General features: G+C 49.5%; 22 protein-coding genes. 10 read left to right on the top strand and 12 right to left on the bottom strand.

The window, feature by feature from the left end; all coding sequences use genetic code 11:
• Positions 1-4: 4 nt before the first annotated feature.
• The 8 genes from KTQ90_RS09160 to KTQ90_RS09125 form a co-directional block, all read right to left on the bottom strand.
• On the bottom strand, positions 5-439 hold the full coding sequence (locus KTQ90_RS09160) for a hypothetical protein (RefSeq protein ID WP_217318162.1): 435 nt from the start codon (positions 437-439) through the stop codon (positions 5-7).
• Positions 417-1,667, bottom strand: coding sequence for a hypothetical protein (locus tag KTQ90_RS09155; protein ID WP_217318161.1), 1,251 nt, complete (start codon positions 1,665-1,667; stop codon positions 417-419). Before KTQ90_RS09155 ends, KTQ90_RS09160 begins: the two co-directional genes overlap by 23 nt.
• 498 nt (positions 1,668-2,165) lie before the next feature.
• Positions 2,166-2,768 (bottom strand): hypothetical protein, encoded by a 603-nt coding sequence (locus KTQ90_RS09150; protein ID WP_217318160.1) that lies wholly within the window; start codon positions 2,766-2,768, stop codon positions 2,166-2,168.
• Positions 2,765-4,090 carry an AAA family ATPase gene (locus KTQ90_RS09145; protein ID WP_217318159.1) on the bottom strand — a complete coding sequence of 442 codons (1,326 nt, stop codon included), beginning with the start codon at positions 4,088-4,090 and terminating at the stop codon, positions 2,765-2,767. The genes KTQ90_RS09150 and KTQ90_RS09145 overlap by 4 nt, the downstream gene beginning before the upstream one ends.
• Before the next feature lie 436 nt (positions 4,091-4,526).
• Positions 4,527-5,495 (bottom strand): hypothetical protein, encoded by a 969-nt coding sequence (locus tag KTQ90_RS09140; protein WP_217318158.1) that lies wholly within the window; start codon positions 5,493-5,495, stop codon positions 4,527-4,529.
• 136 nt (positions 5,496-5,631) lie between these two features.
• A complete protein-coding gene (locus tag KTQ90_RS09135; RefSeq protein ID WP_217318157.1) occupies positions 5,632-7,254 on the bottom strand; it encodes a ComEC/Rec2 family competence protein in 1,623 nt (540 codons plus the stop codon).
• A gap of 42 nt (positions 7,255-7,296) precedes the next feature.
• Entirely contained in the window at positions 7,297-7,935 is a 639-nt protein-coding gene (gene nth / locus KTQ90_RS09130) for an endonuclease III (RefSeq protein ID WP_118355208.1), read from the bottom strand.
• 12 nt (positions 7,936-7,947) lie between these two features.
• Positions 7,948-9,048: a hypothetical protein gene (locus tag KTQ90_RS09125; protein WP_217318156.1), complete on the bottom strand. Its 1,101-nt coding sequence runs from the start codon at positions 9,046-9,048 to the stop codon at positions 7,948-7,950.
• 500 nt (positions 9,049-9,548) lie between these two features.
• Between KTQ90_RS09125 and KTQ90_RS09120 the strand changes: the two genes are divergently transcribed.
• Positions 9,549-10,100: a sugar O-acetyltransferase gene (locus KTQ90_RS09120; RefSeq protein ID WP_022157851.1), complete on the top strand. Its 552-nt coding sequence runs from the start codon at positions 9,549-9,551 to the stop codon at positions 10,098-10,100.
• Positions 10,101-10,377: 277 nt separating this feature from the next.
• Here the strand turns inward: KTQ90_RS09120 and carB are convergent, their stop codons facing one another.
• The 4 genes from carB to KTQ90_RS09100 form a co-directional block, all read right to left on the bottom strand.
• Positions 10,378-13,602 carry a carbamoyl-phosphate synthase (glutamine-hydrolyzing) large subunit gene (carB, locus tag KTQ90_RS09115; RefSeq protein ID WP_217318155.1) on the bottom strand — a complete coding sequence of 1,075 codons (3,225 nt, stop codon included), beginning with the start codon at positions 13,600-13,602 and terminating at the stop codon, positions 10,378-10,380.
• A 108-nt stretch (positions 13,603-13,710) separates the two neighbouring features.
• On the bottom strand, positions 13,711-14,787 hold the full coding sequence (carA, locus tag KTQ90_RS09110) for a glutamine-hydrolyzing carbamoyl-phosphate synthase small subunit (RefSeq protein ID WP_022157849.1): 1,077 nt from the start codon (positions 14,785-14,787) through the stop codon (positions 13,711-13,713).
• A 229-nt stretch (positions 14,788-15,016) separates the two neighbouring features.
• Positions 15,017-16,894 carry an amidophosphoribosyltransferase gene (locus KTQ90_RS09105; protein ID WP_217318154.1) on the bottom strand — a complete coding sequence of 626 codons (1,878 nt, stop codon included), beginning with the start codon at positions 16,892-16,894 and terminating at the stop codon, positions 15,017-15,019.
• A gap of 96 nt (positions 16,895-16,990) precedes the next feature.
• A complete protein-coding gene (locus tag KTQ90_RS09100; protein WP_217318153.1) occupies positions 16,991-17,788 on the bottom strand; it encodes a polysaccharide biosynthesis/export family protein in 798 nt (265 codons plus the stop codon).
• 94 nt (positions 17,789-17,882) lie between these two features.
• Here KTQ90_RS09100 and KTQ90_RS09095 point away from each other — a divergent pair, with 94 nt between their 5' ends.
• From KTQ90_RS09095 to KTQ90_RS09055, 9 genes are all read left to right on the top strand, one after another.
• Positions 17,883-18,089, top strand: coding sequence for a hypothetical protein (locus KTQ90_RS09095; protein ID WP_217318152.1), 207 nt, complete (start codon positions 17,883-17,885; stop codon positions 18,087-18,089).
• Between the two features lie 136 nt (positions 18,090-18,225).
• Entirely contained in the window at positions 18,226-19,278 is a 1,053-nt protein-coding gene (locus tag KTQ90_RS09090; protein WP_217318151.1) for an asparaginase, read from the top strand.
• A gap of 120 nt (positions 19,279-19,398) precedes the next feature.
• Positions 19,399-20,898 (top strand): endonuclease, encoded by a 1,500-nt coding sequence (locus KTQ90_RS09085; RefSeq protein WP_217318150.1) that lies wholly within the window; start codon positions 19,399-19,401, stop codon positions 20,896-20,898.
• Entirely contained in the window at positions 20,898-21,416 is a 519-nt protein-coding gene (locus tag KTQ90_RS09080; protein ID WP_217318149.1) for a DUF4199 domain-containing protein, read from the top strand. The genes KTQ90_RS09085 and KTQ90_RS09080 overlap by 1 nt, the downstream gene beginning before the upstream one ends.
• A 121-nt stretch (positions 21,417-21,537) precedes the next feature.
• Positions 21,538-22,509 carry a glycosyltransferase family 2 protein gene (locus KTQ90_RS09075; RefSeq protein ID WP_022157843.1) on the top strand — a complete coding sequence of 324 codons (972 nt, stop codon included), beginning with the start codon at positions 21,538-21,540 and terminating at the stop codon, positions 22,507-22,509.
• 17 nt (positions 22,510-22,526) lie between these two features.
• Positions 22,527-23,030, top strand: a complete 504-nt coding sequence (locus tag KTQ90_RS09070) for a DUF6452 family protein (RefSeq protein ID WP_217318148.1) — start codon at positions 22,527-22,529, stop codon at positions 23,028-23,030.
• On the top strand, positions 22,981-23,688 hold the full coding sequence (locus tag KTQ90_RS09065) for a DUF6048 family protein (protein ID WP_217318147.1): 708 nt from the start codon (positions 22,981-22,983) through the stop codon (positions 23,686-23,688). Before KTQ90_RS09070 ends, KTQ90_RS09065 begins: the two co-directional genes overlap by 50 nt.
• A gap of 3 nt (positions 23,689-23,691) precedes the next feature.
• The gene (locus KTQ90_RS09060; RefSeq protein WP_217318146.1) at positions 23,692-24,708 is read left to right on the top strand and encodes an FAD:protein FMN transferase; all 1,017 of its coding nucleotides are present in this window, start codon (positions 23,692-23,694) and stop codon (positions 24,706-24,708) included.
• Positions 24,709-25,371, top strand: a complete 663-nt coding sequence (locus KTQ90_RS09055) for a Crp/Fnr family transcriptional regulator (protein WP_217318145.1) — start codon at positions 24,709-24,711, stop codon at positions 25,369-25,371.
• Positions 25,372-25,682 lie beyond the last annotated feature (311 nt).

Raw genomic sequence — 25,682 nt, 5'->3', positions numbered from 1 at the left:
TATTCTATTTATAGGAAACTTGGTTGATGTCACACTTGGCTATACTATTACATAGATGCGGTATAGCTTTCAATATATCCTTCAATCTATTTGATGGAATATCTATTATATTATGTGAGTAAATGGATCCACCAATATCAGTAAGAATAATGTCTTTACCATTTATCTCAACTGCATTATTTTGGCTTAGTATGACTATAGTATTGGTAAATAAGATAAGGTAATCCTTATACTTATTGTTGATCTTTGAATCTGTACTTGCTACAATACGTTTTGCATAGCTTTGAAAAGTCTCGCCTACAACATATTTGTTACGTAACTTGTCATCCATTACCAAAGTCAGACAAACTGTTAACAACGTGATATCTGTTATACCTGTTTTCAAAATGGCAATAACAATGCACGCTGCCAAAATTTCATTGTTGTATACTCTGTCCATCTTTTGAATATTTTTCAGTCCAGTTCTGAAGCCAACCAATAAGAGGAATGTTTGAATAAGAATAAAAACATCCATTACTAAAATAATCATCCAATTCTTCATTTCTTAATTTAAGTCGGACTTCTCTTACGTCATCAAGTACCCTACGAGCAGTAGCTAAATCATCTTCATTAGGCAATTTGTGTCTTCCTTTTTTATGTCGAACTCTCCATTGATACATAACATCGTAATCAAATTTATCCTTATCAACATCTGTTATATCATGATTTCTATCAAAAGTATTGAAAGAATTTTCGAAGTCAAGCATTCTATAAATATAATCATCGATTAATTCCTTATCATCAGGACGTATATCATCAATATCCAACAATTGATGTATAAACGTGCTATCTTTCAGATTAGCATCAAATGTTGTAATAGTCCTAATGAGATTTAACTTTGCCACACGATACTTTCCAAATATAGCGTGAAACCTCTGACAGAAACTCTCTGATGTATATGATAAGTATTTTCCTCCTGCAGAACCTTTTACCACCCATTCTTTTACCATTTCTCCCAACAATTCAGAAAAACAATTGTCTACATTTGATGCACAAACGAATTTTTCATTTTTGAGAATGTCATATATTTCAGACTGAATATCTTGAATAGACCTTTCTTCAAAAACAGTATTTTCAAACAACATACCTAGTTGTTCAAAATTCGTTGCCTCACGCATCCATTTCACATAATCCACTTCTTTCGGTTGCTTACCATCTTTAGATGTTTCTTGTTTTTCTTGCGATTTTTGCTCAGATTCAATTATCATTTTATTGATTTTTCCTAATATCTGAGAAATCGTCACCTTACTGTTTTGTAAATCTTTTATATCATTAATTAACCCATTGTCATCCAACCGCTTATTTGTAACAAGAATAAAACGACAATGATTGATAAACTCGCTAATATTCGACCCAGAATTGTTTATCAAATCTATCCACACATGTATTGTCTTCCAAAAGTCAGCGTCTTTCGGTGACATATTTTTATAGCCATTAGTTCCTTTTCTTGTAGTATGTTTCAACTGATAATATCCGTTTTCTTCTGGAGTTGTTAAATCAACGTCGTCCAAACGTTCAAATCCTACAACATCTCCTTTTCTCAAGCGAAGACATTGTTGTATAAAATAATAAAACTGGTATAATGTACCAATTTGTGATGGCATCGCATTATGAGTGTTCTTTGACATAAAACAAAACAATATTTAATTAGTACTCAAGTTAGTACTCAATTTAGGGCATAGCCCTTTATGTAGGCACTTTTACAAATGCCTTTATATTGAGTTCAAGACATTCCTCGCCATGACATAGCAAAAGCGAGCTTTGCTCTGTAATCTTGGCTTAATGAAAATGCTGTAAAAAACTGCTGCGAAGATACTTTTATCACTACAGTTAAAGTGGACTAATCGTTCTTTGAATCAATTGAATACAGTCCTTCACAAGAGATTTCAAGAGTACAACAATTTGATTTTGCAACTTAGCTGTATCAATGTTACTGATATTATTCCGATTTATTATTTCCTCATTTCTTTCGCCATATATTCTAAAAGATCAGCAAGTATTGCGGCGTCATCAGAAACCATTGCCTAATATCAATAATATTTTTGCCATAGCTATTGCTTTAAATAAACTATTTTTATTAAAAATGCGCCACATCCCTCATTTGGTAATGAAGCGATCAACTAATATTACAAGTTCTTCATATGCTCATCAAAATCCTTGCAACATATATAATCATGCTGGATGTAGATTTCTGAATTGAGTGTTTTGCGGGATTTAGTGATGCATTCAGAATAGATGACTGTTGATGTTGATGCGAGGGCATTAAGATTGTAGCTGAAATTATCTATGCCGTTTTTATTAACATCAATGTCGGTGACAAGTAAAAAGACGATGGGCATATCGGAAAAGAGATCGTTATCGGACGTTAATTCACAACAAAGTCTTTGGCTATCTTTGAGTTTTCCGGATAAATTATATTCTTTTGCTGTTTCTTCAATATTTCTTTTTTGTTTCTCTAAGTATAACATGTAGTTACGCCATCCCTTTAGCTCTACGAAACAGAAATATTTCTGAAGGTTACCCAAGCAAACTGCATCAACAGAAGCTGGCTTTTGAGTAACTTTATTATAATATGTGTCCTTTAGCTTATCGAAATCAATAACGTGGAGTCCCTGTTTGTCCGTACATAAGCCGACTCGTTTGCAAGTTTTCTCTATTTGACAAATAGAATCGACTTCAAAGTCTGAGTATTGAGAACGAAGAAATTCGTAAAGTTCTATCGGTGTCATTTTTCTTCTCTATTACGACGTGCTTGGTCAACATTCATTATATCGTTGAGAGGAGCAGCAAGTTTGCTAAACACCAGGTTAAGGTCTTTAGTAACATCCTTAACTACAGACAATTTGCTTTTAGGTTCTTCTTCTGCAAGGTAATAATTTGTATAAGGCTCTAATGAGTGTACGGCAGAAAAGTAGCGTATACCTTGAACGAAGTATGGACTATGAGTGCTGATAATGACTGGAATACCATGTTTTGCTAACTTTACAAGTGTTTCTGCAAAAATGATTTGCCATTGAGGGTGTAAATGGTTCTCAGGCTCATCCCATATTAATATCTTGTCGTTATCAATAATCTGAGATTCAAGAAGCATCTGAATAACACCAAAAGACTTGATTCCTGATGCGATATTAATGGGCGAAAGGTCTATTCCCATATTATCACTAACAAACTTAAGCGCTTTGCTATCGACATCAAAAGCAAAATGTCCACCCATAATATCTGTTAGTCCGTATTCGCTTGCAAGTTTTCTTTCTGGAGAAACCAACTGTAAAGTATATAGTTTGTTGGCAAGATCTTTTATATGTATTGGTACCATACCACGGAAAGACATCGTTTGTTTTTTCTGATATTCTTGATACGTGGCCGCATACAATAACGTGTCAAGTATATGGAGATATAGAGGTGACTCTACATATGTGGCATCAGTTAGGTACTCATCACCATCATAGGTAACGTGTTTGATTGAGTCGTCTATAAATTTTAAGGTCAGGAAATTTAAGTTGTCGTCGTATTCAAGAACAGCCTCTGACTCTGTTGTTCCACATGAACAAATTCTGTTCATGAACTCAGACTCGATAAATACCCGAACCTCTGAAGCGATGTCGGCAGCCTTGCTATCACCAAGTGCGATACTGATATTATCAATGTCTTGTCGGAATAAAGATTTTATTCGGGGTGATATGTCTTTGGCATTTATCCATGCCTCAATGTCGGATAGGTGCTGTTCTACTTCGCTTTTATCAGTTGCGCCTACTAATGGTGCTGTAAATAATGAAGTAGGAAGAGGGAAGAGTTCTGCAAACTCGGCATCGTCATATCTTGAAAAACAACGATTAGCTCGCTTATATAATTCTTCTACTCGTTTTCGTAGTTTTGCTTCTTTGCTTTGATGGTTTAGGTATTCAGCATTCGACTGCGACTTAATCATCGAAAACAGCAGTTTGCCCACAGTGCTCTTGCCAGAACTGTTTGCTCCTGCAATTACAGTCAAACCATCAAGTTTTATGTCTGCTGATTTGATTTTATTGATATTTCTTATTTTTAGTTTCATGGTTAAAGTTTTTTATTGTTCACTTACGGATACTTCTCTACCTCTGAACCAGTCTTATCGTCTGGCTCAGGAACGTGGTGCCGTTGGGAGAAGCGGGGTTCTCGTTGGCGATAGAAGAAGAATCCGTACCATCCGGTTTCATAAATTCTTTTCTACTTTATGTCGTTGGCTGCAACCATACGTAATGGTTGCAATCGTCTAGTAGTTGAAAATGATATAGCGTTCATAAATACCATTCAATTTGATGCGGTCTCTTGCAAAGAGACTTCTTAAGTCACAAAGGTAGTCATTTTATTTGAATCGGACGGCGTTATTTCGTAGTTTTTTGAGTTTCAGAGTTTTTCGGAACGAATAAGCGCACTTAGACCTATCAGAATCCAAGTACAAATAGCTTCCAAAGACAGATGCGTACAGACACGTCAGATCGAAGGATGAACTACGCAATATCAGAGTCCATGAACAGATAGCCGTAGGTGGTCAGCAGTTCCTGCTGTTCGGTCTGGTATCTGTTGCGTGTTTCTTCCGTCGGCTCGCTATCAATGAGGCGCTGCATCTCCTGAAGAACTTGTGTGCCAGCATGCATAATTGGGGCGAGATGGCGCTGGAGCTTTTCGAAGGAGGGGGCGTAGTAGTAGCCAATCTCCTTGATGATGAAGCTGAGGATGAGCCATGCCTCGGCGGGGAGCATCCGGTATTGCGAAAGCTCCGTCAGTACATAATTGCGCAGATAGTCGATGTTCGCGGCTTGTGGGGCGACGTCCTTTGTGGTCTTTACGGGATGAAAAAAGCGGTCGATAAGTGCCTCACGCTCATGGAGGTTACGTTCGTAGAACGGTGAGCCGTCGAGGGTTGCACTGCCAGTCTGATCGACCTCCTCAAAATGCTCAGCATGCACACCGGCGATAGCCACACTCATGCCACCGACATCCATGATAAGACGACGGTCGCGGTCGATGCGAATGACGTAACCTTCGAGTCCTGCCAGGTCGCCAGAGGTGATGCGGAGGAGGATGCGGTTGCGAGCATAATAATGGAAAGGCTTAAGAAGGAAACGGATACGATCGGGCTCCGTTTCGTTGATGCGCATGAAGGGTTGCATCTGCGAATCGGGTATCACAGCCGCCTTGCCCGTACTGCAGTTCTTGCAGAGATAGGTATGTGGAAAATTCCAGTTTAGATATTCTTGTAGTTCTTTTGGATTGCCTTGCAAAAAGACGAGTCCGCTGACGGTCTGCAGTTCCTGACGCTGCACGCCATGCTTCGCCCGCTTCTTGTAATAGCGCACGGTCTTATGCACAAAGTGGGGTACGTTGTCGGCGTTCAGCCTTGCTTCCACCTTCCTCACTTTGCTATGATGCACAAAGACATACGACCAAGATAAAGAATTAGTACCATCCGGTTTCATAAATTCCTGTCTATTCGTTTATATGCAAAGATAGTGCAAACCGAGCGCAATAAAGCTTGCTTTAATTGCCGAGGTGCAGTCTATCTTCTACAAAGATAGACAAAACTTTTTATTTTCGCAAACTTTAACCCCATTTTTACTCTTTTACTTTTTTACTTTTTATTCTCAGCTTTTTAAGATCATCCTCACTTTTAAATTTTCCATGCATCGAGTCGTACATCTGTTGTCCGTAGCGCCAGACGCCGACCAGAGCCACAATCAAGACATACATCAGCGAGAGCTGTAAAGCACTGATATACACACCTTCAGCACTTGCACCGGGCAGTGAGGCGATAACCTTAAGCAGAGTGTTCATCTGCGCTACAACCCACCCCACTCCACTCGCCAGCCACTTCCAAACGACCGTCATCCACGCAGCAAACCAACACAACGGTGAGAGCACAAACAAGAGCATGGCGGCATATATGATAAAGGTGGTGAGCGGCACGGCGACGATGTTAGCCAGAAGGAAATAGAAAGGCACATTGCCGAAGTAGTACATCACCAGCGGCAGCACGAAGAGTTGGGCGGCGAGCGAAATGCACACAAGCGAGACGAGCTTGCCGACGAATCGGCGGTGAGCATAGCGCACGTAGAAGCGGTTGTTGCGGAGCAGCACATGACATATCACGATGCCCATCACAGCCAAGAACGACATCTGAAAGCCGACGTCCCACAGCATCGCCGGACTCGCCAGGAGCATCACACTTGCGGCAAGGGCGAGGCTGTTCGCCGTGAGATAGTCGCGCTGCAGAAAGGTCATTGAGGCGTAGACGCTGAACATCGCTGCCGAACGCACTATGCCCGGCGACATGCCCACCATCAAGGCGAAGGTCCAGACCAGGAGAAGCGTTACGAGCAGTCCGCCCATCGTGTTGCGACGGCGCCCGAGCAGCAGTGCAATCATGGCGTAGATGATGCCGAGATGTAGTCCGGAGAGGGCGAGCACGTGCGACACGCCTGCCTTCGAATACGTATCGCGTAGCTCGGCGCTGACACCGGTCTTGTCGCCGAGGGTCATTGCCGCAATAGTGGCGTACGAATCTTCGGAGAGGGCGCTACCCTGCAGTCGGCTGAGCAGGTCGTAGCGCAGCGATTGCAGCGAGAGAGCGAGGCGGTCGATTCGCGGCATAGCTTCGAGGCTCACCTCCGCACGTTTCCACTTGTCCGAGGCGACGAACGTACGAGCCACGATGCCGCGCACCATGCGCTGTCTGCGCCAGTCGAAACCGCCGCGCTGTGCGTATGTGTCATCGAAACCGCTGAACACCGACTGAGCCTCGATGCCGTCGCCTACAACAATGTGGTTCAACGAATTAGGGTTCTGAAAATAAGCGTTCAGCCTATGTCCTGCGAGTCGCCCACTCACAACGGCAAGCTCGCATTTCATAGAGCGTCGCTTCTTGATAGGTTGCGACACGACAACCGCCTCGTACACTTCTTCTTCGCCCGTGAATGCGCAGCGCAGACTGTTCTCGTAAGATGCAATGCGCCACGCTCCGCCCACTATAACAATGCTGAAGATCAGCAACGTCTGCATCATTTCGAGGCGCTTGCTCATGTGCAGCAGAACAAGTAGCGAGAGCAGACCTACGAACAGCCACCGCCACAGCGCAACGGGCACAGCGTCTGCCGTCGCATCGCCGATGCAGATGCCAACGAGCAGGCATATTGCGATGCGAAGGAAGGTATGGAGCTGTAGTTTGCCGTTGAATTTCATTGTTCGGTCAGTAGGTTTCTATATGCAGTGGTCGTGAAAATATCACTTGCACGTAGAGCTTGGACACACTGCCTTGAACTCGCACTTCTCGCAGTGCGCCTTGCGGCTTGTGCAGATGTATCTACCGTGCAGTAGCAGCCAATGGTGTGCCTTCGCAAGGTCGTCAGCAGGAATGTGCTTCACGAGCTGCTGCTCCACCTTCAGCGGCGTGTCAGCCGTGCGCGGCACGAGTCCGAGACGGTGGCTCACACGGAACACATGCGTGTCGACGGGCATCGCAGCCTCGCCGAACGCCACAGCCAGCATCACGTTAGCCGTCTTACGACCTACGCCTGGCAAGCGCAGCAGACTGTCGAAGTCGTGCGGCACCTCGCCCCCGTACTCGTTCTGTATCATACGAGCGAGTTCTACGAGGTGGCGAGCCTTGGCGTTGGGATAGCTCACGCTCTTCACGTATTCGTACACCTCAAACTCGTCGGCTTCTGCCATAGAGCGTGCGTCGGGATAGTGGGCGAAGAGTTCGGGCGTCACCTGGTTGACACGCTTGTCGGTGCATTGCGCGCTGAGCACAACGGCAACGAGCAGCTGGAACACGCTGCCAAACTCCAGTTCGGTTGTCACTTCTGGATGGATGCCGCGGAAGTAGTCGAGCACATATTTATATAGTTCGCTTTTCTTCATCTTTTGTTGGTTCTATTTCGGATTGTTTCTGTAATACTGCGGTGCAACATTCGTATACACCATATTTACTTTATATGCCGTGCCATTCAGTTTCACAATATACACGCCATGCGAACGCTGTGGCAACGGCAGCTGCATATCTGTAGCCGTAACCGTTATACGCAGAATTATTATGCCTGCAGCGTCATAAACAACAATGCGGTCGCCAACAGACGCGTTAGATATGCTGAGAGTTGAACCGCACAGAGACACTAAAGGCTGCTTGCGGTTGGCACATTCCACAGACACTACGCCACCTTTGATTGGCACGAGTGTGCGCTGATTGACAGTAATGTCAGAACCGCTACCAACAACCGTAGCCTCAGGAATGCAAAGCGCATAGCTATCAGAGTCATTGAGAGGAAAACCAGCAAAGTCGGCATCAACACTATATGCCTTGTCGTTATGCGAAAGCACGGCTGTGGCCTCTTTCAGCACATTACCGTCAGCATCAACCAACTGCAGGCGTGCATTCGGAGCGAGCTGCACTGGTGTGGTATACATTACGTTCACCTCGTCAAGGGCAGTAAGCGCAGAAGCACCGGCAACGCTACACGACTCATATTCTATCGGGGCGAACGTACTATGATATTTGCCCACGAAATCTTTTCGAACTTCCTTATTCACAATATCCTCACGCTCAGAATGCACACTGCCCTTCGGCAACACGAACGAAAAACACATGCCTTTCTCAAAGTTGAGTTCTTTACCGAACGTGCCTTCCACATATCCTAAATCAAAATCGCCGAACCTCTCTTTTGCCGTAAAGCGCATTATCTCTATGCCATTACGCAAAAGCGACATCTCTGCATCGTCAAAAGCCCATACATACAAATAGAACTTGAAGAGGAACGACTGTGCCGTTGAAAAATTATTATTATAAAGGTCAAAATACTTGTCGTCTGCCTTATCGAAAGTGTCGCATACACGAATTTCTACCGCAGCTTCTTCATCAGCAGTTGCAGGGTCGCCGTTTCTATAAAGCAAGCCAGCGGGTATAACAGCCCTGTACGTCTTACCGACAGGCAAATCGAGTCCATCCTCGAACTCTATGAAGAACTTGTCACAAGGCACTTTATATGTATGCAGTTTCTGTTTTGCAAATACTTCATCACCACTGACAATATAAGCATAAGCATCGTCTGTAGCAACCAAATTCTCATTGAATTCCCATTGCAACTTATTCACGCCTGTGTATATTTCAAGAGAAGTACCGAAGCTCCGTTCAATAACATTATGATCCGAGCATAAGACATACTTAACCGCACTAATGCTTTCCGCAGATCTTGCCGACACATTAGTCACAAACAAGAAAAGCAATGAAAGTATTAACAGAGTCTTTATTCGTGACCATTTAACCATAGAAATAGGATATTAGTGAATAATTAATCATTAAGTTTATAACGCACAAATTTATAAATTTTATGGATATGCAGCAAGAAAAGGAGTATGAATTACGGGGATTATACCTGTGCGTCTGTGTTAATTATGCCTAAATCAATGGTTACATTATTGGCATGTTTCGACTGCTTGATATAAATTTGCACTCGAAACAACGAATTAAGAAAACGCTTATGACTGAATTTGAGAAAATGCGCAACAGCGAGTTGTACGACTTCAGTGATGCAGAAACGATGGAAAGCATAAAACATGCTAACCGGCTCTGCAGACGCTTGCAGACGATGACGTCGCTGGATGCCGACTATCGCGAGGTTATCGAAGAACTTATACCTGGCATCCCGGCATCTACAACCGTTAACCCACCGTTCCACTGCGACCATGGCAACGGCATAAAGCTCGGCGAGAATGTCTTCATAAACTATAACTGCACGATGCTCGACTCGGGCTTGATAACCATCGGCGCTCACACGCTGATTGGTCCTAACTGCCAGCTTGTAACGCCCAACCACCCTATCGACTATCTGCAGCGCAGAAAGACTGTAGAGACGGGCTATCCGATAACAATCGGCGAGGACTGCTGGCTGGGTGCCGGCGTCATTGTATGCCCCGGCGTAACCATCGGCGACCGAAGCATCATCGGCGCAGGCAGCGTTGTGGTGAAGGATATACCCGAAGATTCGGTTGCGGTGGGCAATCCGGCAAGGGTTATAAAGAAACTGAAGTAATCCTGCATTTGTATAGAAACAAAAAACGGATTTATCTGTTTGTGGTTAGCTGCAAAGCTGCGCAAACAGATAAATCCGTTTTTATATACTCTCCACCCAGCAATAAATTCCTAAGACAGGATTGCTTGGTTGGTGCAGCGGAGACCGCTGCACCCCCTAAAGAGGGCAGTTCCTAACACAGGATTGCTGGGTTGGTGCAGCGGAGACCGCTGCACCCCCTAAAGGTAGTCTTCTAATAGGCTAAGTGGCTACGGCAAGAATGCCGCAGCCTCCTATATTAATACTCGCTCCAAGACTTGATGCCGATGTCCTCAAGCTTAGTTGTGCAGAACGCATAGATGAATGCGCTTGCGAGGCGTGCGTTCGTGATAAGAGGCACGTTGAGGTCGATGGCAGCACGGCGAATCTTGTAGCCGTTGGTAAGCTCAGAGCTTGTGAGGTTCTTCGGAATGTTCACAACCATGTCGATAGTGTGGTTGTGCAGCAAGTCGAGAGCCTTAGGCTCGTCGCCCTCCTCAGACGGCCAGAGCACGTGTGTGTTCTCGATGCCGTTCTCGTTGAGGAACTTGCTTGTGCCGCCCGTAGCATAGAGCTTGTAGCCGTGGTCGATGAGCATCTTAGCAGCGTCGAGCATAGCCACCTTCTGCTTAGCGCCACCGGTAGAGAGAAGGATGTTCTTCTTCGGGATGCGATGGCCTACAGAGAGCATACTCTTGAGAAGAGCGGTGTTGGTGTCGTCGCCCAAGCAGCCTACCTCACCGGTAGAGCTCATGTCTACGCCGAGCACCGGGTCTGCCTTCTGCAGACGGTTGAACGAGAACTGCGAAGCCTTGATACCAACATAGTCGAGGTCGAAGAGGTTCTTGCTCGGCTTCTCAACCGGCAAGCCAAGCATAACGCGTGTGGCAAGCTCGATGAGGTTGATCTTGAGCACCTTGCTCACGAACGGGAACGAACGCGAAGCGCGGAGGTTGCACTCGATAACGAGAATATCGTTGTCGCGAGCCATGAACTGGATGTTGAACGGACCGTTGATGTGCAGTTCCTTAGCAATCTGACGACCTACACGCTTACAGCGGCGCACGGTCTCTACATAGAGCTTCTGCGGCGGGAACTGGATGGTAGCGTCGCCAGAGTGAACGCCGGCGAACTCGATGTGCTCAGAGATAGCGTAAGCGATAACCTCGCCGTTCTTTGCCACAGCATCCATCTCGATCTCCTTAGCATGCTCGATGAACTTGCTCACAACAACCGGGTGGTCCTCGCTCACGTTAGCCGCAAGCTGCAGGAATCGCTTCAGCTCGTCCTCGTTAGAGCATACGTTCATGGCAGCGCCAGAGAGCACGTACGACGGACGAACGAGTACCGGGAAGCCCACACGCTCGATGAAGCGGTCGATGTCATCCATGCTTGTGAGGGCGCTCCACTCAGGCTGGTTGATGCCGTTGTTGGTGAGCATCTGCGAGAACTTCGCACGGTCCTCAGCGTTGTCGATGTCCTGAGCCTTTGTACCGAGGATAGGCACGTGCTGCTCGTCGAGGAGCACAGCGAGGTTGTTAGGAATCTGACCGCCGGTAGATACGATCACGCCGTTAGGCTGCTCGAGGTCGATGATATCCATAACACGCTCGAAGGTGAGCTCGTCGAAGTAGAGACGGTCGCACATATCGTAGTCGGTAGACACGGTCTCGGGGTTATAGTTGATCATAACCGAGCGGTAGCCCTCCTTGCGGATAGTGTTGAGAGCCTGAACGCCACACCAGTCGAACTCTACAGAAGAACCGATGCGGTAAGCACCCGAACCGAGCACGATGATAGAACGCTTGTCGTTCTCGAAGGTGATGTCGCTCTTGACGCCAGCGTATGTTACGTACAGATAGTTGGTCTGTGCAGGATACTCGGCAGCCAGGGTGTCAATCTGCTTAACAACCGGCAGGATGCCGTAGTTCTTACGACGGTTGCGCACGACGAGCGACGCCTTGCGCATCGACTTGAGCTCGTCCTCAAGACCTACGGCGCGTGCAATCTGGAAGTCGGTGAAGCCGTATACCTTAGCCGTACGCAGGAGTTCCTTGTCGAGAGTGTTGATGTTGCACTTCTTCATAGCCTCATCGATGTCGATGATGTGCTGGAGTTTCTCGAGGAACCACTTGTCGATCTTTGTAAGTTCGTGAATCTGGTCGACGGTATAACCCTTGTGCATAGCCTTAGAGATGACGAACACGCGCTTGTCGGTCGGCTCACGCAGAGCAGCGTCGATATCCTCAATCTCAAGCTCCTTGTTCTCAACGAATCCGTGCATGCCCTGACCGATCATGCGCAGACCCTTCTGTATAGCCTCCTCGAAGTTGCGGCCGATAGCCATCACCTCGCCTACCGACTTCATTGAAGAGCCAAGCTCCTTGTCTACGCCGCGGAACTTAGAGAGGTCCCAACGCGGAATCTTGCAGACAACGTAGTCGAGTGCCGGCTCGAAGAATGCAGATGTGGTCTTTGTCACAGAGTTCTTCAACTCGAACAAGCCGTAGCCCATGCCGAGCTTAGCCGCAACAAAGGCGAGCGGATAGCCCGTAGCCTTAGAAGCGAGAGCAGAAGAACGGCTCAGACGAGCGTTCACCTCGATTACGCGGTAGTCTTCCGACTGCGGGTCGAAGGCGTACTGCACGTTACACTCGCCGACGATGCCGATGTGGCGGATAATCTTGATAGCGAGAGCGCGCAGCTTGTGATATTCAGAGTTGGTGAGTGTCTGCGACGGAGCGATAACGATAGACTCGCCGGTGTGGATGCCGAGCGGGTCGAAGTTCTCCATGTTGCAGACTGTGATACAGTTGTCGTAGCGGTCGCGCACTACCTCGTACTCTATCTCCTTCCAGCCCTTGAGACTCTTCTCGACGAGCACCTGCGGAGAGAACGAGAATGCCTTCTCAGCGATTTTCACGAGTTCTTCCTCGTTGTCAGCAAAGCCAGAGCCGAGTCCGCCGAGAGCGTAAGCAGCACGGATGATGACCGGGTAGCCGAGTTCGGCAGCCGCCTTGCGTGCCTGCTCCATGTTCTCGCAAGCCTCGCTCTTGATAGTCTTAACGCCTATCTCGTCGAGCTTCTCAACGAAGAGCTCGCGGTCCTCGGTGTCGATGATAGCCTGCACCGGTGTACCGAGCACCTTCACGTTGTACTTGTCGAGGATGCCGTTGCGGTAGAGTTCAACGCCGCAGTTGAGCGCTGTCTGTCCGCCGAACGAGAGGAGGATGCCGTCAGGACGCTCCTTCTTTATCACTTCCTCTACGAAGTAAGGCTGAACGGGAAGGAAATATATCTGGTCGGCAACGCCTTCAGATGTCTGCACTGTTGCGATGTTCGGGTTGATGAGCACTGTCTCTATACCCTCTTCGCGCAGAGCCTTAAGCGCCTGCGAACCAGAGTAGTCGAACTCGCCCGCTTCGCCAATCTTCAAGGCACCCGAACCGAGCAATAACACTTTCTTTATATTTTCGTCTTTCATTTATTCTGATGTTTAATGATTAATGTTTGATGTTTTATCGGGCTACAGCCCTAAAACACGAAACTTAAACATTCTGATTATTTCACTTTTCGTTCTACAACTCTTCAGTTAGTTCATAGCCTCTACGAACTTGTCGAACATAAACTCTGTGTCTACCGGACCAGAGCAAGCCTCCGGGTGGAACTGGCTTGAGAACCAAGGCTTCGACTTGTGGCGAATGCCCTCGTTCGATCCGTCGTTCATGTTTACGAAGAGCTCCTCCCAATCGGCGCCGAGCGTCTTTGCGTCTACGGCGTAGCCGTGGTTCTGCGATGTTACGAAGCACTTCTCTGTGCCAACCATGCGCACCGGCTGGTTGTGTGAGCGGTGACCGTACTTGAGTTTGTAGATATGAGCGCCTGCTGCCTTAGCGAGGAGCTGGTTGCCCATGCAGATGCCACAGATTGGCTTGTCTGAGAGGCTCATCTGCTTCTGGATGATCTTCACGGCATCCTCGCACATATCTGGGTCGCCAGGACCGTTAGCGAGGAACAGACCGTCGAACTCCATGTCGGTATAGTCGTAGTTCCAAGGCACGCGGATAACCTCGCAGCCGCGGTTGATGAGACAGCGGATGATGTTAGCCTTCACGCCGCAGTCGACGAGCACCACCTTCTTCTCTGCGCCCTCGTTGTAGCGGATGATCTCCTTGCAGCTCACCTTGTCGACGAAATTAACTCCAGCATACTCGGCTGTAGGTATGTTCTCCGGCTCGTCGTCGAAGAGAATCTTACCCATCATTACGCCGTGCTCGCGCAGCACCTTAGTAAGCTCGCGTGTGTCGATGCCGGTGATGCCGGGCACGTGCTCACGTTTGAGCCACTCTGCAAGACTCTCTACGGCATTCCAGTGGCAGTACTGCTCGCTGTAGTCAGCCACGATGATAGCCGAAGCGTAGATTTTGTCACTCTCCATGAATGTAGGCAGACCGTTCTCTTCTACTGTGAACGGCGGTACACCATAGTTGCCAACCAACGGATAGGTCAGTGTCATAAGCTGTCCAGCGTACGAAGGGTCGGTGAGCGACTCTGGGTAGCCCATCATAGCAGTGTTGAAAACTACCTCGCCAGCCACCGGTGCTTCATAACCGAACGACTTTCCGTGGAACTTGGTTCCGTCTTCCAATACTAAAGTTACATTTCTCATACTTATATCTTCTCGAATTTTTATATTTCGTTGTTTGTTTTATCGCGCACATACGCCCTGAAAGCGCAAAAGTCAATTTTCTAATTATCCTTTTGCCCTTTCAGGGCGTGTTTGTTCATGGTTGTTGCAGCGTTCGCAGGCTGCCGTATAACCACAAAACGTCTTTTCTACTTAGTTTCCACAATGCTACAGATGCCAAGCTGCTGCGTATGTAGCCGGGCACGGCGTCCTACTTCTGTCGGTCGATGTAGTTGACGAACGCCTGGTTGCAGAGCTTTGTTCCGCCGGACGTGGGGTACTTGCCTGTGAAGTACCAGTCGCCGTGGTGGTTGGGTATAGCCTCGTGGAGTCCGTCTATCGACTGGAACACGAGTTCGACCGGTGTCTTCAGACCTTCCGGTCGGAGCATCTCAGCCACTTTCTGGTTTATCTCCTCGGTAGAGAATGGTTTGTATATGTCGCGTACGCAGTTGCGCATCATGTCCTTGGGCTTGAGCAGTTCGAGCTTGCACGCCTCGTAGACACGCTGCAGCAGGTCGTTCATGCCGCGCTCGCGGATAAGCTCGATAGTGGCGCGGAAGACGCAGAACTCCTCCAGACGCGGCATGTCGATGCCGTAGTAGTCGGGGTAGCGTATCTGCGGAGCCGACGACACGACGACAATCTTCTTCGGGTGGAGGCGGTCGAGGATGCGCAGGATGCTCTCCTTGAGCGTCGTACCGCGCACGATTGAGTCGTCGATAACCACGAGGTTGTCCACGCCCGGCTCAATACATCCGTATGTTATGTCGTAGACGTGCGACGCGAGGTCGTTGCGCGAGTTGCCTTCGGTGATGAATGTGCGCAGCTTTATGTCCTTTATCGCCACCTTTTCGGAGCGCACGTACGTGTCGAGAATGGCGTGCAGCTCTTCGTCTGTCGGCTCGTGGTCGAGCTGCTGTATCTGCTGCACCTTCTGGCGGTTGAGACACTTCTTGAAGCCCGAGAGCAGTCCGTAGTAAGCCACTTCGGCTGTGTTCGGTATGAACGAGAACACGGTGTGGCTGATGTCGCCGCCAACGGCTTCGAGCACCTGCGGCACGAGCTGTTCGCCGAGCTTTTTGCGCTCGCGGTAGATGTCGCGGTCTGAACCACGGCTGAAGTATATGCGTTCGAACGAGCAAGCCGAGTCGCCGCGCTGTTCGAGTATGCGCTCCATGCGCACCTCTCCGCTACGGCTCACGAGCAGCGCGTTGCCGGGCTGCAGCTCCTTTATGTCTTCACATTCGAGGTCGAACGTAGTCTGCAGCACGGGGCGCTCGGACGCCACGGCTACGAACTCTTCGTTCTTATAGTAGAACGCCGGGCGTATGCCCCACGGGTCGCGCATAGAGAACATCTCGCCCGAGCCGGTGAGTCCGCACATCACGTAGCCGCCGTCGAAGTTGGGCATCGTGGTGCGCAGCACGTTCGCCATGTCCATGTGGTTGTCTATATATCTGGTGATGTCCATGCCTTCGAGTCCGAGCTTCTTGGCGTCAACGAAGTTGCGTTCGGCTTCGCGGTCAAGGCGGTGGCCCATCAGTTCGAGCAGAGTATATCCGTCGCTGTAGATGCGCGGGAACATGCCCTGCGTGAGCATCTGCTGGAATATCTCGTCGATATTAGTCATATTGAAGTTGCCGCAGATGCAGAGGTTCTTAGCCTGCCAGTTGTTGCGGCGCAGGAAAGGATGGACGTATGCGAGTCCTTTCTTTCCGGTCGTGGAGTAGCGCAGGTGTCCCATGTAGAGTTGTCCGGCGAAGGGCAGATGGTTCTTTGCGAACTCGGCGTCGGCGAGCAGTTCGGGCGAGAGTCGGGCGTACTCTTTCTGTACGCGTCCGAATATCTCGGTGATGGCATCCTTGCCTTCTGCGCGCTCGCGAAACATGTATTCCGTTCCGGGCATTCCATCGAACTTCACGCATGCCATTCCGGCACCTTCCTGTCCGCGGTTGTGCTGTTTCTCCATCATCAGATAGAGCTTGTTGAGTGCGAACATCCACGTGCCGTACTTCTCCTGATAGTATTCGAGCGGCTTGAGCAATCGTATCATTGCCACGCCACATTCATGTTTCAACGGTTCCACGATGCTTCTATTTTTGTTGTGTTTCTATTGAAGATTACTGTTGTAAGGGTAAAAATTAAGCGCCAAGACAAATAGCCCGACGCTTATATATATACATTATTTCAAAATACCGATAAGTAGACCTGTCAACGACAAGCCAATGCCAAGGAACGACATCCACAAAGAGGTAGTAGCACCAACATAAGCATTGTTGGCTTCAACCTTGTTAGGCTCTACGTAGATGTAGTCGTTCTGCTGAACGTAATAGTAAGGAGAGTTGATGAGGTTGGCATCGTTCAGATTGAGACGATGAACCTCTTTCTGTCCGTCGACACCCTCACGGATGAGGAGCACGTTGTCGCGTTTGCCGAAGATGGTGAGGTCGCCTGCCTGAGCGATAGCCTCCATGATGCTCATCTTCTCGTTGGTGACGGGAACCACGCCCGGCGACTTGACAGCGCCGGCAATAACCACTCTGTAGCTCGAAAGACGCACTGTGACTACGGGGTTTTCGTTCTCAGAGAAATATGGCTTCACCTTATCAAAGATAAGCTTCTCGCACTCAGAGTTGGTGAGTCCTACGACATGCAGCTTGCCAATAACGGGGAAATTGATCTCGCCGTCGTTGTTGACGAGATACTGCTGCACGGTGCTGTTTATACTGCCCGAGCTGCCACCGTTGGCGGTAGGCATATTGGCGAAGAGGTTGAACGGACGAGACGTCTCCTGGTCGGACGTTACGACGGCGATGGAGAGCAAGTCCTTAGGCATGATACGAGCATCGTACAAACCTCTCGAAGCGGCAAGGTTGATAGAGTCGATATTCTTGAAATAAGGAACCTTCCTCGCTGCAGCACAACCGCTGAGGAGAACCACTACTGTCGCTATAATTATCGGAAACAATAATTTCTTCATAACAATTATTCAGTCTTTTGTTTAAATATCGACTGCAAAAATACTACATATTTCTGACACTGACAAGTTTTTTGCTTATACATTTCACAGAATAATGCAACAAAGTACAATCGACCGCCCTACGCTACCCCATCGTCACCCGAACGGAATCCGATCGGACGGCGAACGCAACCCGATCGGACGGCGAACGCAACCCAATCGGACGGCGAACGCAACCCGATCGGACACCGAACGCGACACGATGACACAAACCGAGGCTGGATACACCCCACTAATTGCAACAAACGCCATCACTTTGTAAAAAAACATGGGAGAAGCAGGGGTTTTGTCGCAAATTTTATTTAATTTTGTCGGATAATAACATGGCATGTGCTGAAACGTAGCGTGTTCCATCTTTCATTGCTCTTTTCTGCGGGTGTCATTAGCCTTAGAACATTATGAATAACAAACAAGCAAGCCCACGACTTAACAAGGTGTTATTGATATACACCGGTGGCACTATCGGCATGGGATGCAACCGTGAGACGGGGGCTCTTGAGCCGCTCAACTTCGACCACCTACTGTCGAACTTTCCCGAATTTGCACTTCTGCAGACGGACGTAGACACTTATCAGTTCACTCCTCCTATCGACTCATCGGACATGAGCCTGCGTCGATGGGCTCAGCTTGTACGCATCATAGCCGACAACTACGACAAATACGACGGATTCGTGGTGCTGCACGGCACCGACACTATGTCGTACACGGCATCGGCGCTCTCGTTCATGCTCGAGAACCTCACGAAGCCTGTGATTCTGACCGGTTCGCAGCTGCCTATCGGACAGCTCCGTACCGACGGCAAGGAGAACCTGCTGACGAGTATCGAACTGGCGTCGGCGTTCGGCGAGGACGGGCGCCCGATGGTGCCGGAGGTGTGCATCTACTTCAGCGGCCGACTGCTGCGCGGCAACCGCAGTACAAAGGAGAGCGCCGACGGATTCAACGCCTTCAACTCGTTCAACTATCCGCACCTGTGCGAGGCGGGCGTGGAGTTCCACTTCAATCCCCACTACATCTTGAAGCCCGACTACACGAAGCCGATGATTCCGCACATGGCTATGGACCCGAACGTGGTAGTGTTCTCGCTCTTCCCAGGCATTCAGGAGAACATAGCGCGCCACATGTTCGACGCACCCGAGCTGCGCGGCATCGTGATGAGAAGTTTCGGCAGCGGCAACGCTCCGCAGAAGCCGTGGCTCACGCGTCTGCTGAAGGACGCTACGCAGCGCGGCGTGACGATTGTGAACATCAGCCAGTGTGTGGCTGGATTCGTGAAGATGGGTCGCTACGACACGGGCTTCCAGTTGCAGGACGCAGGCGTGGTGAGCGGCGGCGACAGCACCGTGGAGAGCGCCATCACGAAGCTCATGTTCCTGCAGGCTCACTACAAGGACCCGCGCGTGATACGCAACCTCATGGGCAGAAGCATCTGCGGCGAGATTACGAAATAGAAACGTAATGCGAGGGTTAAGCATTTTTACACATTATTTATATAGCGGTTTCAGCCAAATGTGCTAACTTTGCTGCGCAGAAACGTTTTAAAAACATAAAGATTTTTGAAGGAGACACAAATGAAGAGAACAGAATTGAAGGCTTTGGTGATGATGGTTGTCGCTACGGTGTACGCTCTGACTGCTTCGGCACAGATTCCGCAGGGCTACTACGACGCGCTGAAGGGAAAGAAGGGCGCCGAACTGAAGACCGCCGTCCACAACATCATCAAAGAGGCTACCGTGCTCAGCTACGGCAAGGGCAAGGCTGCCACATGGTGGGGCTTCTACCTCACAGATAACGACAACGGATACGTAATAGACCGCTACTCGCCGGAGAAGGTGGAGTTCGGAGCATGGGGCGAATCGTGCAGCTCGATGAACATCGAGCACTCGTTCCCGAAGAGTTGGTGGGGAGGCGAGCAGCGCCAGGCATACAAAGACCTCTACAACCTCATGCCGAGCGACGCCAAGGCTAACTCTACGAAGAGCAACTACGGCATGGGCGTGGTGACAAAGGCGACGTACGACAACGGCGTGATAAAGGTGGGCACGGGCAACAGCGGCAAGAAGCTGTGGCAGCCTTACCCCGAGTGGCAGGGCGACTTCGCTCGTGCATACCTCTACATGGCTACATGCTATCAGGACTACAAGTGGGTGAAGGAGGGCTTGAACTCGCTTGAGACGGGCGACTATCCTACGCTGCAGAAGTGGGCGTCTGACCTCTACATCAAGTGGGCTAAGCAAGACCCCGTGAGCGACCTGGAGGCTAAGCGCAACAACATCGTGTACAGCATTCAGGGCAACCGCAACCCGTTCATCGACTTTCCTAACCTCATGGAGTACATCTGGGGAGACAGCATCAGCTACGAGTTCGACCCGGCTACAACGGTTGTGACGAAGCAGGTGGTGCCGGAGAATAGCATGATGTGTATCTACCTGGCAAGCTACAAGTCTACAGACGGCGGATGCACCATCGAGACCACACTCCACCCGAAGGAGGGCGCAGAGGTTTGGGAGCGCACAAGCTCGTTCGGATGGAAGGGCACGGGCGCTATCAAGGAGGGTTCTAACAAGTATGCTACGAAGTATGCGGCTGAAAGTTCGATGGTGACGCCGGAGATTGACCTCAGCGGATACAAGGAGGCTACGGTTTCGTTCAGTCATGCGGTGAACTACGCGCAGAAACCAAGCGAGAAGCTCAGCGTGGAGGTGCGTTGCGAGGGCAAGACGACGAAGCTCGAGGGCTTCACATGGCCTACGGGTGACAGCTGGAGTTTCGTCGACTCGGGCGATATAGACCTCAGCGCTTGGGCTGGCAAGAAGATTAATATCGTGTTCCACTATACAAGCACCACAAGCGAGGCTCCGACATGGGAGGTGCGCGACATTGCGCTCACCGGTGTGAAGGGCAGCGCGGCTACGGCTATAGGCAGCGTGGCTGAGGGCACGCAGGGCACATTCGACCCCGCTCAGCCCTACACCATGTACGACCTCAGCGGCAGAGTGGTAACGGGCGATGCGCAGCACGGCGTATACGTAGTGAAGCAGGGTAAGAACATATTTAAGGTGATGCGCTAATGATAAACATCAATCATCTTGTACAACTGAAGGCGTTCGCACGCCAGGATGCCTTGCTGCTCGCACTGTTGTGGGCAGCAAGCTTCGCATGTATAATGCTGCTCAACGCGGGTTTCATCGGCAATATCTTAGCTCTGGCTACGCCGTTCCTCGTAGGCTACAGACTGAAGGCGTTCCGCACGGAGGCGCTCTTCGGCGTGATATCGTTCCGCCGCGCCTACGCCTATTCGCTCTATGTGTTCATCTACGCTTCGCTGGTGTTCGCACTGGTGCAGTACGCCTACTTCCAGTTCTTGGACAATGGCGCGTTCGCCAATCTCATCACCACAACGATGAAGCAGCTGGCGCCTATCTACGAGCAGCAGGGCATATCGAAGACGGAGATAAAGAACAGCATGGACGTAGTGACGATGATCACCCCGGTGCATTGGGCGTTCATGTTCATGATGCAGAATCTCGCCATCGGCGCTATTGTAAGTCTGCCGATTGCGCTTATCGGAAAAAGAAACAGATATTAAATATCATATCTCAACACCTCACCATCTCAACATAACAACACCTCATATCTCAACACCTCAACATAACAACATCATATCTCAACACCTCAACACCTCAACATAACAACATCACAACATCACAATGGATATAACAGTAGTAGTTCCTTTGTTCAACGAGGAGGAATCGCTCCCCGAACTCTACGCGTGGATAGAACGCGTGATGAAGGCAAATAACTTCACATACGAGGTGATCTTCGTAAACGACGGCTCCACCGACAACTCGTGGAACGTAATAGAGGGTCTCTCGCAAAAGTCGACGACAGTAAAAGGCATCAAGTTCCGCCGCAACTACGGCAAGAGTCCGGCGCTATTCTGCGGTTTCAAAGAGGCGCAGGGCGACGTCGTAATCACAATGGACGCCGACCTGCAGGACTCGCCCGACGAGATACCGGCTCTCTACCACATGATTAAGGATGAGGGCTACGACCTCGTGAGCGGATACAAGCAGAACCGCAAGCAGGGCGACCCGCTCTCGAAGACTATACCTACGAAACTCTTCAACGCTACGGCACGTAAGGTGAGCGGCATTCATAATCTGCATGACTTCAACTGCGGACTGAAGGCTTACCGCAAGGATGTTGTGAAGAATATCGAGGTGTACGGCGAGATGCACCGATACATTCCCTATCTTGCCAAGAACGCAGGCTTCGACAAGATAGGCGAAAAGCCGGTGCACCATCAGGCACGCAAGTTCGGCAAGTCGAAGTTCATGGGTTGGAACCGCTTCTTCAACGGCTATCTCGACCTTATCACGCTGTGGTTCCTCTCAAGTTTCGGCAGAAAGCCTATGCACGTGTTCGGCTTCCTCGGCACGCTGATGTTCTTCCTCGGTTTCCTCTCAGTGGTAGCACTGGGCGCAGACAAGCTCTGGTGCCTGGCTCACGGCATTCCGCAGCGACTCATCACCGACTCGCCTTACTTCTTCATCGCACTCACCGTGATGATGATTGGCACACAGTTCTTCCTCGCCGGATTCATCGGCGACCTTGTGAGCCGCTCGTCGCAGAACCGCAACGACTATCAGATTGAGAAGACGCTGCGCTGCGAGCAATAAACAAACTTTCAGACAAAATGCGAACAACAACAATAACGACAGCCATCGCTATGGTGGCGCTGTTCGTGCTGGCTGCGTGCTCGTCTATCGACTGTCCGCTGAACAACCGCGTGTATGCCACGTTCAGACTCGACGCCGGCATGAAGACGATGGAGGACACGCTGACAGTGGCTGTGCCGCGCGCTGCCGACTACAAGGACGACGACACCGTGATAATCAACCGACTCGCTGGCTTCGACAGCATCGCGCTGCCGATGAGCTATCAGCGTGCGGTGGATGTGTATGTCTTCGGCATAAAGCAGAAGGACAGCAACGTGAGCACAACGGACACGGTATGGGTGACGAAGGAAAATAACCCGCACTTCGAGTCGGTCGACTGCAACCCGCAGTTCTTTCACACCATCACGGACGTGAAGTTCACCACGGAGGCGATTGAAAACATAACGATAAACTATAATAAGGTAACATACAATGACGGTAAAGCGCACTTCCTCATTCGTTTCAAGGGTCATAGCAATTAGTCTGTTGCTGATTGCGGTGACGACGGCGACGGCGCAGAGCAGAAAGGATGCTACGGCGGATAAGAAGCTGACGGCACAGAAGGACACGGTGGCGTTCTTCCGCGGCGTGGCGGTGTCGGCTGACGTGGTGGGACTGGCACAACTGGCGTTCAGCGACTACGGACAGTACGAGGCGGCGCTGCGCATCAACCTAAAGGACCGCTACTTTCCGGTGTTTGAGCTGGGATACGGCACGGCAGACTCTGACAACCCGACGACAAATCTTAAGTACAAGACGTCGGCGCCATACTGGCGTGTGGGCATGGACTTCAACATAGCGAAGAACAAACACGACGCTTACCGCGTGTATGCCGGCGCACGCTATGCCATGACTTACTATAAGTTCGACGTCGTGGGCAACGGACTGAAAGATCCGGTCTGGGGCGACGACGTAGACTACAACGTGAAGGGCATGAAGGCCAACTATCATTGGATGGAGGCTGTGTTCGGCGTGGACGCGAAGATAGCTGGTCCGCTTCGTCTGGGCTGGTCGGTGCGCTATCGCAGACGTATCGCTCACGACGACGGCAACATCGGAAAGACTTGGTATGTGCCGGGCTACGGCAAGCAAGGTGGCAGTCGACTGGGCGGCACTTTCAACATAATCTTTGAGATTTAGTATATGACAAACAAAAAACTTTTGTGGCGATTGCCATTACTCGTGTTCCTCATTATCGGAACAATATATATTGTAAGACAACAGCGTAGCATGCCTTATCAGCACGATGAGGGACAGATATTCGGCACGTTCTATCACATCACTTATCAGAACGACTCTTCTATTCAGACAGACATTCTCGCAGAACTGCAGAAGGTGGACAACGCTTTGTCGATGTTCAACAAGGAGTCGATTATCTCGCACATCAATCGCGGCGAGAACGTGGAAACGAACGAGATGTTCGAGAGTGTGTTTAATCTGGCTGAGAAAATCTCTGACAACACCGACGGAGCGTTCGACATAACGGTGGCACCGCTTGTGAACGCATGGGGATTCGGCTTCAAGACGGGCAATCCGCCGACGAAGCAGACGGTAGACTCGCTGCGTGCTATCGTAGGTTACAAGAAGGTGAAGCTCGTGAACCATCGCATCACGAAGACAGATGCGCGCGTAATGCTCGACTGCAGCGCTATTGCTAAGGGCTACGGCTGCGATGTGGTGGCGCGTCTGCTCGAAAAGCGCGGCATAAAGAACTATATGGTGGAGATTGGCGGCGAGGTGGTTACGCACGGCATCAGCGAAAAGCGTCTGCCGTGGAAGATTGGCGTGACGAAGCCGTCGGACGACTCGCTGAACGTGAACAACGAGTTGCAGACCGTGCTCAACGTGAAGGATCGCGCAATGGCGACAAGCGGCAACTACCGCAACTTCTACTATCGTGGCGGCAAGAAATATGCGCACACTATCGACCCTGCTACGGGCTATCCCGTGCAGCACAGCATTCTCTCGGCAACGGTGCTCGCAAAGCGCTGCGCAGAAGCCGACGCTTATGCTACGGCATTCATGGTGATGGGCATGGAGAAGGCGAAGAATGTGCTCGAAAAGCATCCTGAACTGATGGCGTATCTCATCTACAGCGACGACAAGGGCAACCTACAGGTATGGTATTCGCCGTCTATGGAGGACAAGATTCAGAAGTAAATGCTTAATCTCTACGACAAGCTTCGCGAGATACCATTGTTCCAGGGTCTCACAAGCGACAACCTCATGCAAATTATCGGTCAGACGAAGTTCAGCTTCAAGAAATTCGGCAAGAACGATATAATAAAAAAGGAGGGAGAGAAATGTGATAACGTCGCCATTCTATTGAGTGGCGACGTAAAGACTATCGCTTACGCCGACGACCACGGCTACTCGATAGAGGAATATATAAAGGCTCCGTACATCATTCAGTTGGAGCATTTCATGGGTCTTTCGCAGCATTATACACGCACGTTTACGTCCATTGGCGAAAGCAACACGGTGGAGATCGGACAGAGCGACCTTATGCACATCTCCGACGAATTTATCATTTTCCGTATCAATCTTCTTAACATCGTCTCCGCAATAGCACAAAAAGCGGAGAGCAAACTATGGCGTCCGATGCCGGCTGACACAAGGAGTCGCATCGTGTTCTTCCTGAAGTCGCACTGCCTCTACCCTACCGGCGCAAAGGTGTTGCGCATAAAGATGACGCGACTTGCACAAGAACTCGGCATTAGTCGCCTCAACGTATCGGAAGCGCTCAACGCCATGCAAGCCGACGGACTGCTGCACTTCAGCAGAGGTATAATTAGTGTGCCGCAGATTGAAAGGCTAAGATAACAAGTTGCCAACTATAAAGATCAAACAACTCCACACAAACTTAATCACAAACAGCATAATTCAGAATTTAGCTGGGAGATGAAAGGTTAAGGCTGGAAGATAGGCTGGAAGATATCGCGTTTTCAAGGATATCTTCCAGCCTTTATTGCGCTTATACCAAGAACATTACGGTATTTCTGGAAGATATGGAGGATTTTTTCACAAACACGACTTTAATATATTGGTGTCCGGTATCACATTATTAGTTTTACTGGACAGTTCCCTTTGCCAGAATGGCAAACAAGTTGAGATAATAACAATGAACTTTGTTA

It is taken from the genome of Leyella stercorea, from assembly GCF_019052365.1.
Lineage (GTDB): Bacteria > Bacteroidota > Bacteroidia > Bacteroidales > Bacteroidaceae > Prevotella.
This window is presented reverse-complemented; position numbering and strand designations above follow the sequence as displayed.